The organism is Faecalibacillus sp. (assembly GCF_047023275.1).
Taxonomy (GTDB): domain Bacteria; phylum Bacillota_I; class Bacilli_A; order Erysipelotrichales; family Coprobacillaceae; genus Faecalibacillus.
The window spans coordinates 1-16125 of sequence record NZ_JBKYAR010000003.1 but is presented as its reverse complement, the minus strand read 5'-3'; the positions used below and the strand labels follow the sequence as shown (position 1 = coordinate 16125).

The 16125-nt window shown below is 30.7% G+C and carries 11 protein-coding genes; all 11 read left to right on the top strand.

What is annotated here, in order from left to right:
* Positions 1–8 precede the first annotated feature (8 nt).
* The 11 genes from asnS to nifJ all read left to right on the top strand — a co-directional run bounded on the left by asnS (position 9) and on the right by nifJ (position 15855).
* Positions 9–1391, top strand: coding sequence for an asparagine--tRNA ligase (gene asnS, locus ACLVEP_RS01680; RefSeq protein ID WP_412582386.1), 1383 nt, complete (start codon positions 9–11; stop codon positions 1389–1391).
* A 52-nt stretch (positions 1392–1443) separates the two neighbouring features.
* Positions 1444–2907 carry a metallophosphoesterase family protein gene (locus tag ACLVEP_RS01675; protein ID WP_412582385.1) on the top strand — a complete coding sequence of 488 codons (1464 nt, stop codon included), beginning with the start codon at positions 1444–1446 and terminating at the stop codon, positions 2905–2907.
* On the top strand, positions 2894–4276 hold the full coding sequence (locus ACLVEP_RS01670) for a D-2-hydroxyacid dehydrogenase (protein WP_412582383.1): 1383 nt from the start codon (positions 2894–2896) through the stop codon (positions 4274–4276). The genes ACLVEP_RS01675 and ACLVEP_RS01670 overlap by 14 nt, the downstream gene beginning before the upstream one ends.
* Before the next feature lie 64 nt (positions 4277–4340).
* On the top strand, positions 4341–5924 hold the full coding sequence (locus ACLVEP_RS01665) for a DEAD/DEAH box helicase (RefSeq protein WP_412582382.1): 1584 nt from the start codon (positions 4341–4343) through the stop codon (positions 5922–5924).
* Between the two features lie 152 nt (positions 5925–6076).
* Positions 6077–8710, top strand: a complete 2634-nt coding sequence (gene ppdK / locus ACLVEP_RS01660; protein WP_412582381.1) for a pyruvate, phosphate dikinase — start codon at positions 6077–6079, stop codon at positions 8708–8710.
* A 104-nt stretch (positions 8711–8814) separates the two neighbouring features.
* Positions 8815–9714: an alpha/beta hydrolase fold domain-containing protein gene (locus ACLVEP_RS01655; protein WP_412582377.1), complete on the top strand. Its 900-nt coding sequence runs from the start codon at positions 8815–8817 to the stop codon at positions 9712–9714.
* Between the two features lie 42 nt (positions 9715–9756).
* The gene (locus ACLVEP_RS01650) at positions 9757–10080 is read left to right on the top strand and encodes a cupin domain-containing protein (RefSeq protein ID WP_412582375.1); all 324 of its coding nucleotides are present in this window, start codon (positions 9757–9759) and stop codon (positions 10078–10080) included.
* A 73-nt stretch (positions 10081–10153) separates the two neighbouring features.
* Positions 10154–11161 carry a DNA-processing protein DprA gene (locus tag ACLVEP_RS01645; protein ID WP_412582373.1) on the top strand — a complete coding sequence of 336 codons (1008 nt, stop codon included), beginning with the start codon at positions 10154–10156 and terminating at the stop codon, positions 11159–11161.
* Entirely contained in the window at positions 11145–11759 is a 615-nt protein-coding gene (locus ACLVEP_RS01640; protein ID WP_412582371.1) for a rhomboid family intramembrane serine protease, read from the top strand. Before ACLVEP_RS01645 ends, ACLVEP_RS01640 begins: the two co-directional genes overlap by 17 nt.
* A 9-nt stretch (positions 11760–11768) precedes the next feature.
* Positions 11769–12224, top strand: a complete 456-nt coding sequence (locus tag ACLVEP_RS01635; RefSeq protein WP_318000503.1) for a hypothetical protein — start codon at positions 11769–11771, stop codon at positions 12222–12224.
* Positions 12225–12345: 121 nt separating this feature from the next.
* Positions 12346–15855: a pyruvate:ferredoxin (flavodoxin) oxidoreductase gene (nifJ, locus tag ACLVEP_RS01630; RefSeq protein WP_412582369.1), complete on the top strand. Its 3510-nt coding sequence runs from the start codon at positions 12346–12348 to the stop codon at positions 15853–15855.
* Positions 15856–16125: the final 270 nt, after the last annotated feature.

The window sequence follows — 16125 nt, the reverse complement described above, 5'->3', positions numbered from 1 at the left end:
AGAGAAAAATGTTTGAATTTATTACAGTAAGAGAATTATATGAATTATATATCAATGATAGAGATCAATTAGATGGAATTGAATATGTTGAATTACAAGGATGGATCCGTACAAATAGAAATAGTGGGAAAGTTGGATTTTTAGCTTTAAATGATGGAACATATTTTAAAAATGTGCAAGTTGTGTATTTAGATGAAATTATTGATAATTATGAAGAAGCTTCTCATATTTCTACAGGAAGCGCTGTTAAAGTAACTGGAAAATTAAAATTAACTCCAGAAGGAAAACAACCTTTTGAAATTGAAGCAACACATTTAGTGGTAGAAGGAACTTGTGATGAAGATTTCCCATTACAAAAGAAAAGACATTCTTTTGAATATATGAGAGAAATTCCTCATTTAAGACCAAGAGCAAATACTTTTTATGCAATCTTTAGATTAAGATCGGTTTTATCAATGGCTATTCATGAATTCTTTCAAAATCAAGGATTCGTTTATGTGCATACACCAATTATTACTTCAAATGATGGTGAAGGTGCTGGAGAAATGTTTAGAGCAACAACAATTGATAATACTGAATTTGATAAAGATTTCTTTGGAAAAGAAGCCTATTTAACAGTTACAGGACAATTACATGTTGAAGCTTTTGCATTAACATATCGTGATGTTTATACATTTGGACCTGCCTTTAGAGCGGAAAATTCAAATACTTCAAGACATGCAAGCGAATTTTGGATGATTGAACCAGAAATTGCTTTTGCTGATTTAGAAGATGATATGGATTTAATTGAAGATATGGTTAAATACTGTATTGATTATGTTTTAGATAATGCTCCAGAAGAAATGAAATTCTTTGAAAGCATGATTGATAAAGAATGTATTAAACGTATTAAAGCAGTGAGAGACAGCGACTTTAAACGTATGACTTATACAGAAGCAATTGATTATTTATTAAAAGCAGATGTTAAGTTTGAAAATAAAGTTGAATGGGGTATGGACTTAAATTCAGAACATGAACGTTATATTTGTGAAAAAATCGTTGGTGGACCAGTATTTTTAACAGATTATCCTAAAGAAATCAAAGCATTCTATATGCGTTTAAATGATGATGGAAAAACAGTAGCTGCTTGTGATTTACTTGTTCCAGGAATTGGAGAACTTGTTGGTGGATCACAACGTGAAGAAAGATATGATGTCTTAGAAAAAATCATGGATGAAAAAGGTATGGCCAAAGAAGGATTACAATGGTACATGGATTTACGTCGTTTTGGAGGATGTAAACATGCTGGATTTGGTTTAGGATTCGATCGTTTCTTAATGTATTTAACTGGTATGCAAAATATTAGAGATGTTGAACCATTCCCAAGAACTCCAAGAAATTTAAAATTCTAAAAGCCTATTCGTTAGGCTTTTTTTTGTGTATAATATGTAGGAGGTGACATGCATGAATGAGTATGATTTGATGAATCTCTATTTTAATTTTATTTTTAAAGAAGGTAAAAAGTCATTTAGAGATGTTTATGCAAGTTATGAACAACTTGAAGAATTTAAAAATTGGTTGACAAAACAGAATATTCATTTTCCTTTTGTTCATCAAATTCAAAAAAATGAATGTGAGTTGCTTTTCAGAAGTAAAAACTTTGAAATATATGATACTGCTTTTAAAACAAGTTATGCGCAAGATTTTCATAAATATGTTGCTGGTGAAAAAGAAAAGTATCAAGTGATTTTATTATCTGGAAAAGATGAACGATTTTTTGAAAAAATTGATGATTGTTATGATTATAAAGTAATGAGAGTTTTCTGTATAAAAAAAGCATTGAAAGAGGATATTTCTTTATATGGACCCTACCATCTTTTTTTGAATGCTCTTTATCAAATAGATCGTTGGCCAGGTGTTTTTATATTTAAAGATGAACAAAGCGTTTTCTACCCTGTAAAAAATATGGAGGATGTAAAAGAAGGCTTTAGATTAATAGAGGAAGATAAAATTTTTGAAAGGAAATGTCCAACAAATGAAGATCAGTATTTTATTCAATTAAGTGATCTTCATTTAGGTACAAAAAAAACAGATAGTGGTCTTATTGTATTACAAGACAGCTTAGATGAACTTTATCATATGCTTCCTCATGATCACCAACTTAAAATTTTGATTACTGGAGATTTGATGAATTCTCCTAATCGTAAAAATATGTATGCAGCATCTCATTTTATGAATCGTTTAAGAAGGATGTACCATAGTGATGTAACATTTGTTTTAGGAAATCATGATGTGATTGTTTATGGCTTAAACATTTTGAAAAGGCAGAAAACAAAAGTGGTTGCTTACTTATTAGGAGAAAATATTAAAGTATATCCTGATGTTAAAATGATTGTAATTAAAATCGATTCAACTTCTCAAGGAAATCTTGCACGTGGTATGGTAGGTCAAAGGCTTTTACAAGAAATTGAAGATGAACTTTTATCGATTGAACATTTAGAGGATTATACATTGATTGCAATGATGCATCATCATTTAATGCCGCTTAGAAAAGATGACTTTTTAAAGACAAAATGGAATGAAAAATTGTTTATGGGGAAAATTGCTGATTCGACCAAAGCACTTGTAGATGCACAAGATGTCATGTATTGGTTAGAAAAACATCATGTACGTTATATTTTTCATGGACATAAACATATTCCATGTGTTGTAAAAAAAGAAAATAGCTATATTATGGCTGGCGGTTCTTCTTGTGGTGGGGGTACTAAAGAAAGAAAAAGTCGTTATTTAAGTTATAATTTATTAAAATATAATAGAAATGAACAAAGGTTTAAGTATTGTTTTGTATTCTATGATGATCTTACGAAGCAAGAAAGGCATCGTGTGAAAATAAAATTATTTATGGAGGATGAAAATGAAATTAGTTGATAAAATGAAAGATGAAAATTTAGGACTTGCTATCCTATATAATTTTACGAAAGGTTATGGACATGTTCCAATGAATGTTTATGATGTTGTATTACCTCTTCTTTATCATGATGGTTTTAGAAATCATTTATTTGAAGGAATTGAAGTAGAAGATGCACTTTCTAAATGTATTCAAGAAGATGCAACTTTTATTCAAAATATTTTAGAAGATATTGAAAAAGATAAGGAAATGACATCAAGAGCTTTAGGAATTTGTCTTTTAAATAAATATTTAAGCTTTGAATTTGAAGATAATGAAATGAAAGGTATTTTACATGAAAGTTCTATTTTAGATATTAATGAAGCAATTCGCTTAGGACAATATTTTTCAGGAAAAACTTATGACGATATTTTAAATATCTTAAAAAAAAAGACCTTTAGTATCGTTTTTTTAGATAGCATTTGTTTAGGTGATGATATTGATTTATCAAAATTAAATCAATTTGGGCAAGTAACAACTTACAAACAAAGTAATTCAGAAGAAGTGATTGAACGTATTCAAGATGCAGATATAATTATTACAAATAAATGTTTGCTTACAGGAGATGTTTTACAATATGCTGCTAAAGTTAAATTGATTTGTATCACAGCAACTGGAGTTAATAACGTTGATTTAGATTATTGTCATCGTCGTGGTATTACTGTGTGTAATGTAGCAGGTTATTCTTCTTTAAGTGTTGCACAACATACTTTTGCCTTAGCACTAGACTTATTACATAAAAACAGCTATTATCATGAATATATACAAAGTGGAAAATATAGTGAAAGTGGTATGTTTAGTCATATCGGACCTCATTTTTATGAATTGAATGAAAAAACATGGGGAATTATTGGTATGGGAAATATTGGACGTACAGTTGCTAAAATAGCAAATGCATTTGGATGTCAAGTTCAATACTATTCAACAAGTGGAAAGAATACGCAACAAGATTATACATCAGTTGATTTAGAAACATTGTTAAAAACAAGTGATATTATTTCTATTCATTGTCCTTTGAATGAACAAACAAAGGGGCTTATTCATGAGAAATCATTCAAACTTATGAAAGAAAATGCTATTTTAATCAATGTTGGCCGTGGGGGCATTGTTGATGAAAAAGCACTTGTTGAAGCACTACAAAATAATGAAATTGCTGGTGCAGGGTTAGATGTTTTTGAAAGTGAACCTCTTGCAAAAGAAAGTCCATTATTTCAAATTAATGATGCTTCAAAGCTTTTAATGACACCACATATCGCATGGGCCACTGTAGAAGCAAGAAATCGTTTATTTGATTTAGTTATTGAAAATATTCAAGGATTTTTAATGGGTAATTTAAAGAATGTATGTTAATGCATTCTTTTTTTGCATTTTAAAATAAATTGTGTTATACTCGAAAAACTTGAGGAGAAAATGAATGAATAAATTTGAAAAATTAGGATTAAGTGAAGAATTATTAAAAGCAATTAATGAAATAGGTTTTGAAAAACCAACACCTATTCAAGAAAATATTATACCTGTCATTTTGAGTGGCTATGATGTTATTGGTCAAGCACAAACAGGAACAGGAAAAACCTTAGCGTTTTCTAGTATATTACTTACAAATATTAAAAAAAGTAAAAAGAAACCACAAGCTTATATTTTGTCACCAACGAGAGAGCTTACAATGCAAATTCATGAGGAACTTAAAAAGATTGGCAAGTATAGTTCTTTACGATTTGCATGTGTTTATGGTGGAAGTGGCATTGAAAAACAAATTAAAACTATAAAAAAAGGTGTCGATATTGTAGTTGGAACACCTGGTAGAATGATGGATTTAATGAGACGTAATGTTCTTCAATTAGATGAAGTTTCTTATGTTGTTTTAGATGAGGCAGATGAAATGCTAAATATGGGATTTATTGAAGATATTGAAACAATTATTTCTAAAACAAATCCAGAACATACAACAATGCTATTTTCAGCAACGATGCCAGATGGTATTAAAAAGATTGCCAAAAAATATATGAAGCCTGATTATAAACATATCCAAGTTAAACAAAAGACGATTACAGCTAATACAGTTAAACAATATTATTTTGAAGTTAAACAAAAAGATCGTTTTGAAGCGTTATGTCGTCTTATTGATAGCGAAACGGTACAATCAGGAATTATTTTCTGCCGTACTAAAAGAAGTGTTGATGAAGTAACGGAACAAATGCAAAAGGCTAATTATAATGTGGAAGCTATGCATGGCGATTTAAATCAAGATCATCGTATGCGTACTTTAAAAAAGTTTAAAGAAGGAACAATTCATTATCTAATTGCAACAGATGTTGCTGCTAGGGGGATTGATGTTGAAAATATTAGCCATGTTATCAATTACGAATTACCACAGGAAGTTGACCTTTATGTACATCGTATTGGACGTACTGGGCGTGCAAATCGTGAAGGAAAAGCCTATACAATTGTTGTTGGAAGAGAAGAAAGATATTTAAAAGAAATCGAAAGAAAAACCAAATCTCATATTGAAAAATTGGAAGTGCCAACATTAACACAAATCCATCAACATAAAGTAACAGAATTAATGTATAAAATTGAAGATATGATTTTAAATGGCGAACATAAACCAATGAAGGATTTGGTTAATCAAATTGATCATCATATGTTAAAAGATGTAACAGCTGCACTTATTGAACTTTCTTTAAATCAAGAAATTGGTTATCCATATTCAAAAGAAAAATTAGAAGCATCGTCTAAACGAAAAAAAGGTGCTAACGAAGGGTATACACGTTTATTTTTAACAGTAGGATCAATGGATAAGGCAAAGAAAAAAGATATCATTAATTTTTTAGTTTCAAAAGCACATATTAAGGAAAATGATATTCAAGGAATTGATATTAAAAGAAAATTTACGTTTGTTAATATTAATGACAAAGCTGTAAAGAAAGTTTTAAAGAATTGTCAAAAAGAAAAATTAAATGGTCGTAAAGTAGAAATAGAACAAGCAAACAGCAGATAAGCTGTCCTTGTTCTATTTTTTTTAAAAAAATATTTGGTGATAAAATCGAATAAATTAGCGAAATTTATGAAAGCGGTAACAATTTACACTTGAATGTAAGGGCTATCATGTGTATAATTATATTAGTTGATTAATTAGGAGGATTGATTGAAATGAAACAATATGTTTACTCATTCAAAGAAGGAAATAAAGATATGAGAGTCATCCTTGGAGGTAAAGGTGCAAACTTAGCTGAAATGACAAGCATTGGTTTACCTGTTCCACAAGGATTTACTGTATCAACAGAAGCTTGTACTGCTTATTATGAAGATGGAAAACAAATTTCACCTGAAATTTGTGCGCAAATTGATAATAAATTAGCTGAATTAGAAGCTGAAACTGGAAAAAAATTAGGAGATCCAACAAATCCATTATTAGTATCTGTTCGTTCTGGAGCAAGAGAATCTATGCCAGGTATGATGGATACAGTATTAAACTTAGGTTTAAATGATGAAGTAGCTACTGGATTTACTAAAATTACAAATAATGAAAGATTTGTATATGATAGTTATAGAAGATTTATTCAAATGTTTGCTGATGTTGTTATGGGATTCCCAAAAAGCTCATTTGAAAGAAAATTCGACGATATTAAAGAAGAAAAAGGAGTTGAATTTGATACAGATTTAACTGCTGATGATTTAAAAGAAGTTGTTGCTATTTATAAAGAAGAATACAAAAAACATGCAGGAGTTGAATTCCCACAAGATCCAAAAGTTCAATTAATGGAAGCTATTAAAGCTGTTTTCCGTTCATGGAACAATGATCGTGCAATCACTTATAGACGTTTAAATGATATTCCTGGTTCATGGGGAACTGCAGTAAACGTTCAACAAATGGTTTATGGTAATACAGGGGATACTTCTGGTACAGGTGTTGCTTTCACTCGTAACCCTGCAACTGGTGAAAAGAAATTATTTGGTGAATACTTAATGAACGCACAAGGTGAAGACGTTGTTGCTGGTATTCGTACACCTCAACCAATTGCTACATTAAATGATGTAATGCCAGAATGTTATGAACAATTCTGTAAAGTATGTGACATTCTTGAAGAACATTATAGAGATATGCAAGATATGGAATTTACAATTGAAAATGGTAAATTATTCATGTTACAAACTCGTAATGGTAAAAGAACTGCACAAGCTGCTTTAAAAATTGCAGTTGATTTAGTAAATGAAGGAATGATTACTAAAGAACAAGCTTTATTAAAAGTAGAACCAAGACAATTAGATCAATTATTACATCCAAACTTTGAAGAAACTTCATTAAAATGTGCTCAAGTTGTAGCTACAGGATTAGCTGCTTCTCCAGGTGCTGCTACAGGACGTATTTACTTCACTGCAGAAGATGTAATTGAAGCTCATAAAAATGGTGTACAAGATATCTTATTAGTTCGTCTTGAAACTTCACCAGAAGATATCGAAGGTATGAATATCGCTCATGGTATCTTAACTATCCGTGGTGGTATGACATCACATGCTGCTGTAGTTGCTCGTGGTATGGGTACTTGCTGTGTATGTGGATGCGGAAGCTTAAGAGTTGATGAAGAAGCTAAAGTATTAATGACACCAGATGGTAAAAAATATCATGAAGGTGACTATATGTCATTAGATGGAAGTACAGGTAATGTTTACGGTGAAAGAATTAAAACTGTAGAACCTGAAATCAGTGGTGACTTTGAAACATTCATGTCATGGGCTGATGATGTACGTACATTAAAAGTTAGAACAAATGCTGATACTCCAAGAGATGCTTTACAAGCTCGTAAATTTGGAGCAGAAGGTATTGGTTTATGTAGAACAGAACATATGTTCTTCGAAGAAGAAAGAATTTTCAACTTTAGACGTATGATTACTGCTGAAACAGTAGAAGCAAGAAAAGAAGCTCTAGAAAAAATCTTACCATATCAAAGATCTGACTTTAAAGAATTATTTAAAGCAATGGAAATTTATCCAGTAACAATTCGTTTCTTGGATCCACCTTTACATGAATTCTTACCACATACAGATGAAGAAATTAGACCTTTAGCTGAAAGTTTAGGTATGACATTTGATGCGTTAAAAGCACGTGTTGAATCATTAAAAGAATTCAACCCAATGATGGGTCATCGTGGATGCCGTTTAGCAGTTACTTATCCAGAAATTGCTGAAATGCAAACAAGAGCAGTTATTGAAGCTGCAATTGCTGTTAATAAAGAAGGACAAAATGTTGTTCCTGAAATTATGATTCCATTAGTTGGAGATATTAAAGAATTAAAATATGTAAAAGATGTTGTATGTAAAACTGCTGATGCTATTATCGAAGAAGCAGGTGTTGAATTACCATATAAAGTTGGTACAATGATTGAAATTCCTCGTGCCGCATTAACTGCAGATGAAATCGCTAAAGAAGCTGAATTCTTCTCATTTGGTACAAATGACTTAACTCAAATGACTTATGGATTCTCTCGTGATGATGCTGCTAAATTCTTAAATGAATATTATACTAAGAATATCTTTGAATCTGATCCATTTGCTCATATTGATGAAAATGGTGTTGGACAATTAATGCAAATTGCTATCAATAAAGCAAAACCAGTTCGTCCAGATATTAAATTAGGTATCTGTGGTGAACATGGTGGAGATCCTAGAACTGTTGAATTCTGTCATAGAATTGGTTTAACTTATGTTTCATGTTCTCCATATCGTGTACCATTAGCACGTTTAGCTGCTGCTCAAGCTGCTGTTAAAGAAAAAATGGGTAAATAGTTTATAAGGAGGGTAGTGAAGACTACTCTCTTTTTATTTGTAAATGATTTGATGGTTGATGTTTTTTTCTTTAGATGAAATAATAAATACTGGGAGATGATAAAATGACATATGAAGAAATGATAGAAGATGAAACTTGCATTGAGGGAATGCAAACACGCATGATGTCTGATCAAGAAATGGATACAATGTATATTCCAAATGTTGAATATATGAATGTAAATGGAATCAGTCGTGTTTTACAAATATTAGTTCCTCGTAAAAGAGTGATGAAAAACGAAAAATTTCCATTAATTGTATATGTTCAAGGCTCTGCATGGCACAAACAAAATGTTTATCAACATGTTGGGCAGTTAAACTATTTATGTAAACAAGAATTTGTTGTGGCTATTGTCCAATATCGTGAAAGTGATTTGGCACCTTTTCCAGCACAAATAGAAGATACAAAAACTGCAATTCGATTTTTAAGAAAACATCATGAAGAATATTTTATTGATGAAAAAAATGTTTTTTTATTTGGCGATTCATCAGGCGGACATGTTGCTTTAGTAAGCGGACTTACATGTAAACTTCCGTTGTTTAATGGAACATTGTATCCTGAATATTCTCATGAAGTACGTGCTATTATTGATTTTTATGGTGTAGTTGATATTACGATGGAAGATGGTTTTCCAACAACAGAAAATCATCAACAACCAGATAGTCCCGAAGGGTATTTGATTGGAAGAAAAAATGTTTTAGAGCATTTGGATATTGCTCGTCAAACAAATCCAATGACTTATTTAGATGGAGATATTCCACCTATTTTAATTGCTCATGGAACAAAAGATCGTTTAGTTGCTTTTAAACAAAGTGTAAATCTTTATAAAGCTTTAAAAGAAAAAAATAAAGATGTTATTTTTTATCGTATGAAAGGTGCGGACCATGGAGGCCCAATGTTTTTTTGTGAAGAAATGCTAGATGAAGTAATTAAATTTATAAAAAAGAGCATATCTCATGATTAATAAGTAGGAATATGGTAAAATACTCTTATTGGAGGAAATATTATGTTAAAAAATATTGATAAACAAAAAGTATTAAAATTAAAAGAAGAAGTAGCCTATCAAAAAGGACAAGTCGTTTCTAAAACATTGGCTCAAAATGAAGCTTTAAGCGTAACACTTTTTTCTTTTGATAAAGGTGAAGAAATTAGTTCTCATAAAAGTGGCGGAGATGCTTTTGTAACTTGCTTAGATGGTGAAGGAGAAATTACAATCGATGATGTAAAATATATTTTACATGAAGGTGAATCAATTGTAATGCCTGCAGGTTTACCACATGCAGTCTATGGAAAAGAACAATTTAAAATGTTATTAGTTGTTGTCTTTTAATATTGCTATGATGTGATATCATAGCTTTTTTTTATGTCAAGATTGGTCTATAATAATCATAAAGGTGATTATTATGAAAGAAATGATGTTGAATTTAAATAGTTTGGCTATGATGTTATGTACATGTGATTTTCATGCTGATATTGAGGTTGCTTTAACGGGAGAAGAGTGGCAAGATGTTGAAAGAAACTTAAAAATTCATGGTTTGAATGGACCAAGTAGCTTGTTTGGATTGGATAGTAATGAATTGATGAATATGTTGGAAATTTCTGAATATAGTGCTTATAAAATTGTGCGAAGAATGAAATCGACACATCTTTTTTTAAAAAAGCTACGTGAATATGAACAGCAAGGAATACGTATTATTACTAAGTATGATGAAGATTTTCCACAAGTGCTTATTAGAAAGATGAAAAAAAATGCACCACTTTATTTGTTTGTAGCAGGACAATTACCAACGGACTTTGAAGGTATTTCAATTACTGGTTTGCAAACAGTCACAAAAAAAGAAAAAGGGTGTGTTAGGCGACTTGTTGATAAAATCAATGATGAAGATAAATGGTTGATTTCTAACGATTGTAAAGGAGTGGATCAGGAAGCTTTTTATTATGGATTACATCATCACAGTAAAATTATTTGCTTTGTTTGTGAAAACATGTATGATAAAATAGAAGAATATAAAAAAAGCATTAAATCAGGGAGAGTTGTTTTTTTAAGTGCTGTTGATCCAATTAAAAGATTTACCGTTACACATGCAATTGATCGAAACAGTTATGTATGTGGTTTATCAAAATTTCAAATTGTTGTTTCAAGTAAAATTAATAGTGGTGCTACTTGGTTTACAATAATGCATAATATGCATCATAATTGGACAACTTCATTAGTTCTTGATAATGATTGCTTTGGTAATCAAAGGTTATTAGAAATGAAAACAACGCCACTGTATTTAAAAAATATTATTTCAGATATGAGCTTTGAAAAGATTTATGAATTGAATAAAAAAGAAGATGTTGAAGAAGTCAATATTGATCAAATGTCAATATTTGAATTTATAGGAGATGCTAATGATTCGAGAATATAAAATGTATAAAATAACTTATTTATTAATGGCAATGAGTATTATTGTGTATATATACACTTCTTTAAAATACGGTTTATCTATGTCTGCTATGCAAGGAATACAAACAGGAGGCTTTAATCCTTTATATGTTTACTATTACCATGAATATTATAGACTTATTACAGCAAATTTTATTCATTTTGGATTGATGCATATTTTTTGTAATGTTTATTCTTTATATAATTTAGGCACATTAATGGAAAGAATATTAAAAGAAAAGAAATATGCGATAGTTATTGTTGTTTCAATGATTTCAACAACACTATTTTCATATATTTTGTTTTTATTTTTTAATATTGGTACAAGCAGTGTAATGGGTGGTATTTCTGGCATTATTTTTGGATTAATTGGATCGCTTTTAGCGTTGTCGATAATGTATGGAGATATTTACAGTTATTTATTTAAACAAATAGCAACAAGTGTTTTATTGATGCTTTTTATTTCGGTGGCTGTTCCTTCTATTTCCCTTACAGGACATTTAGGAGGATTAATAGGTGGTTTTATAGCAACTGTCATTTTAGAAAAAGTAACTACAAAAAAAGAAAAAATAATAAATTAGGAGAGAATGATGAATTTTCAAGAGAAATATACTGAGTATAAACAAAGACAAGAAGCTAAAAAATTTTTTAATCAAAATAATGATTATCATTTATCAACGATTGATTATATAAAAATAATTGTTATAGGTACAGTAATTGCAATGTTTTCAACAATTGTTTTTGAACTGATTGGTTTACAAATTGGATGGAGCTTTTCCTTTTTTAATATTCTAACGGGTTATTTTACAGGAAGCATTGTTTTAAAAATAGCAAAATATGGAAGTCAAAAGGTTGGTATTGCTTCGATTATATGTTATGTGTTGGGTACGTTTTTTGCTCCTGCGGTAATGTATTATGTTTTTTGGCGTCAAATGTTATCTATATCAATGTGTTTTCAAATAGCTATGGCACAATATGGGGATTTGATTTCTATATTATTTATAGTTGTTGGTGCAATTACTGCTTATGAAACAAGTAAAAATTAATAGGACTAAATGTCCTATTTTTATTTTTTGATAGAAATAGTAAGCGAATTCATGAATTCGTGTAGTCAAAATGCTTGGAAAGTAGTATAATAATATAAGCAAAAGGAGGAATTTTTTAATTATGGCTAAGAAATATTTGTCAATGGATGGTAACCAAGCTGCTGCTCATGTTGCGTATGCATTTTCTGAAGTAGCAAGTATCTATCCTATCACACCTTCATCTCCAATGGCTGAACATGCTGAAGCATGGGCTGCAAATGGTATGAAGAATATCTTTGGATCTCCTGTAAATGTAATTGAAATGCAATCAGAAGCAGGTGCTGCTGGTGCGGTTCATGGGGCTTTACAAGGCGGAGCTTTAGCAACTACATTTACTGCATCTCAAGGATTATTACTAATGATCCCAAACTTGTATAAAATTGTTGGTGAAAATTTACCTGGTGTATTCCATGTTGCTGCACGTGCTTTAGCAACTCGTTCACTTAATATCTTTGGTGATCACCAAGATGTGTATGCTTGTCGTCAAACAGGTATTCCAATGATTTGTTCTCATTCAGTACAAGAAGTTATGGATTTAGGGGGAGTTGCTCATTTAACAGCAATTAAAGGATCTGTTCCAGTAATGCATTTCTTTGATGGATTTAGAACATCTCATGAAATTCAAAAAGTAGAAGTGATGGATTATGATGTATTAGAAAGCTTATTAGATAAAGAAGCTTTAGCAAAATTTAAAGCAAATGCATTGAATCCTCATACTAATCCAATCGAACGTGGTGGGGCTGAAAATGATGATATCTACTTCCAAGGTAGAGAAGCCCAAAATAAACATATTGATGCAGTTGTGGAAATTGCTGCTGACTATATGAAAAAAATATCAGAAGTAACAGGTAGAGAATATGCACCATTTACTTATTATGGTGATCCTAATGCTGATAGAGTTATTATTGCAATGGGTTCTGTTACTGAAACAATTAAAGATACAATTGATGAAATGGCTAAATCAGGTGAAAAAGTTGGTTTAGTAAAAGTTCATTTATATCGTCCATTCTCAGCAAAATACTTATTAAAAGCATTACCTGCTTCAGCTAAGAAAATTGCGGTTTTAGATCGTACAAAAGAACCAGGTTCTGCTGGTGAACCATTATACTTAGATGTATGTAGTGTTGTTAAAAATGCTGAAGTTTTAATTGGTGGACGTTATGGAATGGGTTCTAAAGATACAAATCCTGCACAAATTAAAGCTGTTTATGATCATTTAAATTCTGATAATCCATTTAATAGTTTTACTATTGGTATTGTTGATGATGTTACTCATTTATCATTACCAACTGAAGAATTCAATGTAACAGGTGATTATACAGAATGTCTATTCTATGGTTTAGGATCAGATGGTACTGTATCAGCTAATAAATCATCTATTAAAATTATTGGAGATCATACAGATTTATATTCTCAAGCTTACTTTGCTTATGATAGTAAAAAAGCAGGTGGAACAACTCGTTCTAACTTAAGATTTGGGGCTTCACCAATTCGTGCTACATATTATGTAAATAATGCAGACTTTATCTCATGTTCATTAGATAACTATGTATTAAAATATGATATGTTGAAAAACTTAAAGAAAAATGGATCATTCTTATTAAATACAGAATTTTCTAAAGAAGAAATTGCTGATTATTTACCAAATAGAGTGAAAAAACAATTAGCTACAAAGAATGCTAAATTCTATATTATTAATGCGAATAAGATTGCTATGGAAATTGGTATGGGACGTCGTACAAATACTATTTTACAATCTGCATTCTTTGCATTAAATCCACAAATTTTACCAATTGATAAAGCGGTAGAATATATGAAAGAAATGGCTAAAAAATCATACAGTAAAAAAGGTGATGCCATTGTTCAATTAAACTACAAAGCAATTGATGCAGGTAAAGATGCAATTGAAGAAGTAACAGTAGATCCAAAATGGGCTGATTTAGAAATTCAAGAAACTAAAAAATTAACAGGTGATGATCATTTTGATAATTTCGTTTCTGTAATCAATGCTTTAGATGGTAATGATTTACCAGTTTCAGCATTCATGGATAAATTAGATGGTTCTATGAAATCTGGAATGGCCTATATGGAAAAACGTGGAATTGCAACAATGGTTCCTCAATGGAATAAAGATGACTGTATCCAATGTAACAACTGTGTTATGGTTTGTCCTCATGCTACAATTCGTGCGTTCTTAATGACTGATGAAGAAATTGCTAATGCACCAGAAGATATCTCTAATGATGTTTTAAAACCTATGGGTAAAGGTGTTGACGGATTATCTTATAGAATTCAAGTTTCACCAGATAACTGTGTTGGATGCGGTTTATGTGTTGAACAATGTTTAGGAAATAAAAAAGGTGAAGCATTAAAAATGGTTAATGTTCATGAAGAATTAGAACATGCTCCATTAGCTGACTACATTTATAAAGAAGTAGAATATCGTGATGATAAATATCCTACAACTACTGTAAAAGGTGTTGGATTCAAGAGACCATACTTTGAAGTGTCTGGTGCTTGTCCAGGATGTGGGGAAACTCCATATTACAGATTAGCAACTCAATTATTTGGATCAGATATGATGATTGCAAATGCAACTGGATGTAGTTCAATTTATTCTGGTTCTACACCATCTACACCATTTACAACTGATAAAAATGGTCAAGGTCCTGCATGGTGTAACTCATTATTTGAAGATAATGCTGAATTTGGTTATGGTATGAAACTTGCTCAAAACTATAATGAAGCTCATATGATTCAAGTAATGGAAGAAGCTAAAGATGCTTGTGAACCTGAATTAAAAGAAACAATTGAAAAATACTTATCTGTAAAAGGACAAAGAAGTGAAGAAAAAGCAATTGTTCCAGAATTATTAAAATTAGTAGAAGCCTCTTCAAATGAAGCAATTAAAGAAGTTTTAGATAATAAGGGTAACTTAGTTTCTAAATCTCAATGGATTGTTGGTGGAGATGGATGGGCTTATGATATCGGTTATGGTGGATTAGACCATGTTATTGCTAATAATGAAAATGTTAACATTTTAGTATTAGATACTGAAGTATATTCAAATACAGGTGGACAATCTTCTAAATCATCTCAAGCTGGTTCTATCGCTAAGTTTACTGCTGGTGGTAAGACAGGAGCTAAGAAAGATTTAGCACAAATCGCTATGGCTTATGGTCATGTTTATGTTGCTCAAGTTGCTATGGGTGCAAATCCAGCACAAACAATTAAAGCAATGAAAGAAGCTGAAAGCTATAATGGACCATCATTAATCATCGCCTATGCTCCATGTCAAGCACATGGTATTAAAGGTGGTTTAGCAAATCATCAAGCTGAACAAAAACGTGCAATTGATTGTGGATATTTCAACTTATTAAGATATGATCCAAGATTAGAAGAACAAGGAAAGAATCCATTACAATTAGATTCTAAAACTCCAAACTTTGATGGATTTAAAGATTACTTATTAGGTGAAAACAGATTCTCACAATTATTAAAAGTTAATCCAGAACATGCTGAACAATTAATGGCTAAATGTCAAGCTGATGCTCAAAAACGTCGTGCTCGTCTAGAAAAAATGGCTCAATAATAAAAATTAGAATCCATTTGGAATTATCCAAATGGATTTTTTTAATAAATTATTAAATAAAAATAAGAAAAATACTATTAATTATCAAAAATAATTCAAAAAAATATCGATGAAAAGGGAAAAAAAGGAGGAAACAGAGAAAAAAGGAAAAAAAGATAGAGAAAAAGCTTTACAAAAGAAAGAAGAGATGGTAATATAAATGGGCACTCGACGAGAGAGACGAGTGAGAGGACATTGAAAACTGAACGAGAAAGAATGAAACACAACGTC

Coding starts and splice junctions, on each gene's coding strand:
- asnS (WP_412582386.1), top strand. CDS start 9: ATGTTTGAATTTATTACAGTAAGAGAATTATATGAATTATATATCAAT.
- ACLVEP_RS01675 (WP_412582385.1), top strand. CDS start 1,444: ATGAATGAGTATGATTTGATGAATCTCTATTTTAATTTTATTTTTAAA.
- ACLVEP_RS01670 (WP_412582383.1), top strand. CDS start 2,894: ATGAAATTAGTTGATAAAATGAAAGATGAAAATTTAGGACTTGCTATC.
- ACLVEP_RS01665 (WP_412582382.1), top strand. CDS start 4,341: ATGAATAAATTTGAAAAATTAGGATTAAGTGAAGAATTATTAAAAGCA.
- ppdK (WP_412582381.1), top strand. CDS start 6,077: ATGAAACAATATGTTTACTCATTCAAAGAAGGAAATAAAGATATGAGA.
- ACLVEP_RS01655 (WP_412582377.1), top strand. CDS start 8,815: ATGACATATGAAGAAATGATAGAAGATGAAACTTGCATTGAGGGAATG.
- ACLVEP_RS01650 (WP_412582375.1), top strand. CDS start 9,757: ATGTTAAAAAATATTGATAAACAAAAAGTATTAAAATTAAAAGAAGAA.
- ACLVEP_RS01645 (WP_412582373.1), top strand. CDS start 10,154: ATGAAAGAAATGATGTTGAATTTAAATAGTTTGGCTATGATGTTATGT.
- ACLVEP_RS01640 (WP_412582371.1), top strand. CDS start 11,145: ATGATTCGAGAATATAAAATGTATAAAATAACTTATTTATTAATGGCA.
- ACLVEP_RS01635 (WP_318000503.1), top strand. CDS start 11,769: ATGAATTTTCAAGAGAAATATACTGAGTATAAACAAAGACAAGAAGCT.
- nifJ (WP_412582369.1), top strand. CDS start 12,346: ATGGCTAAGAAATATTTGTCAATGGATGGTAACCAAGCTGCTGCTCAT.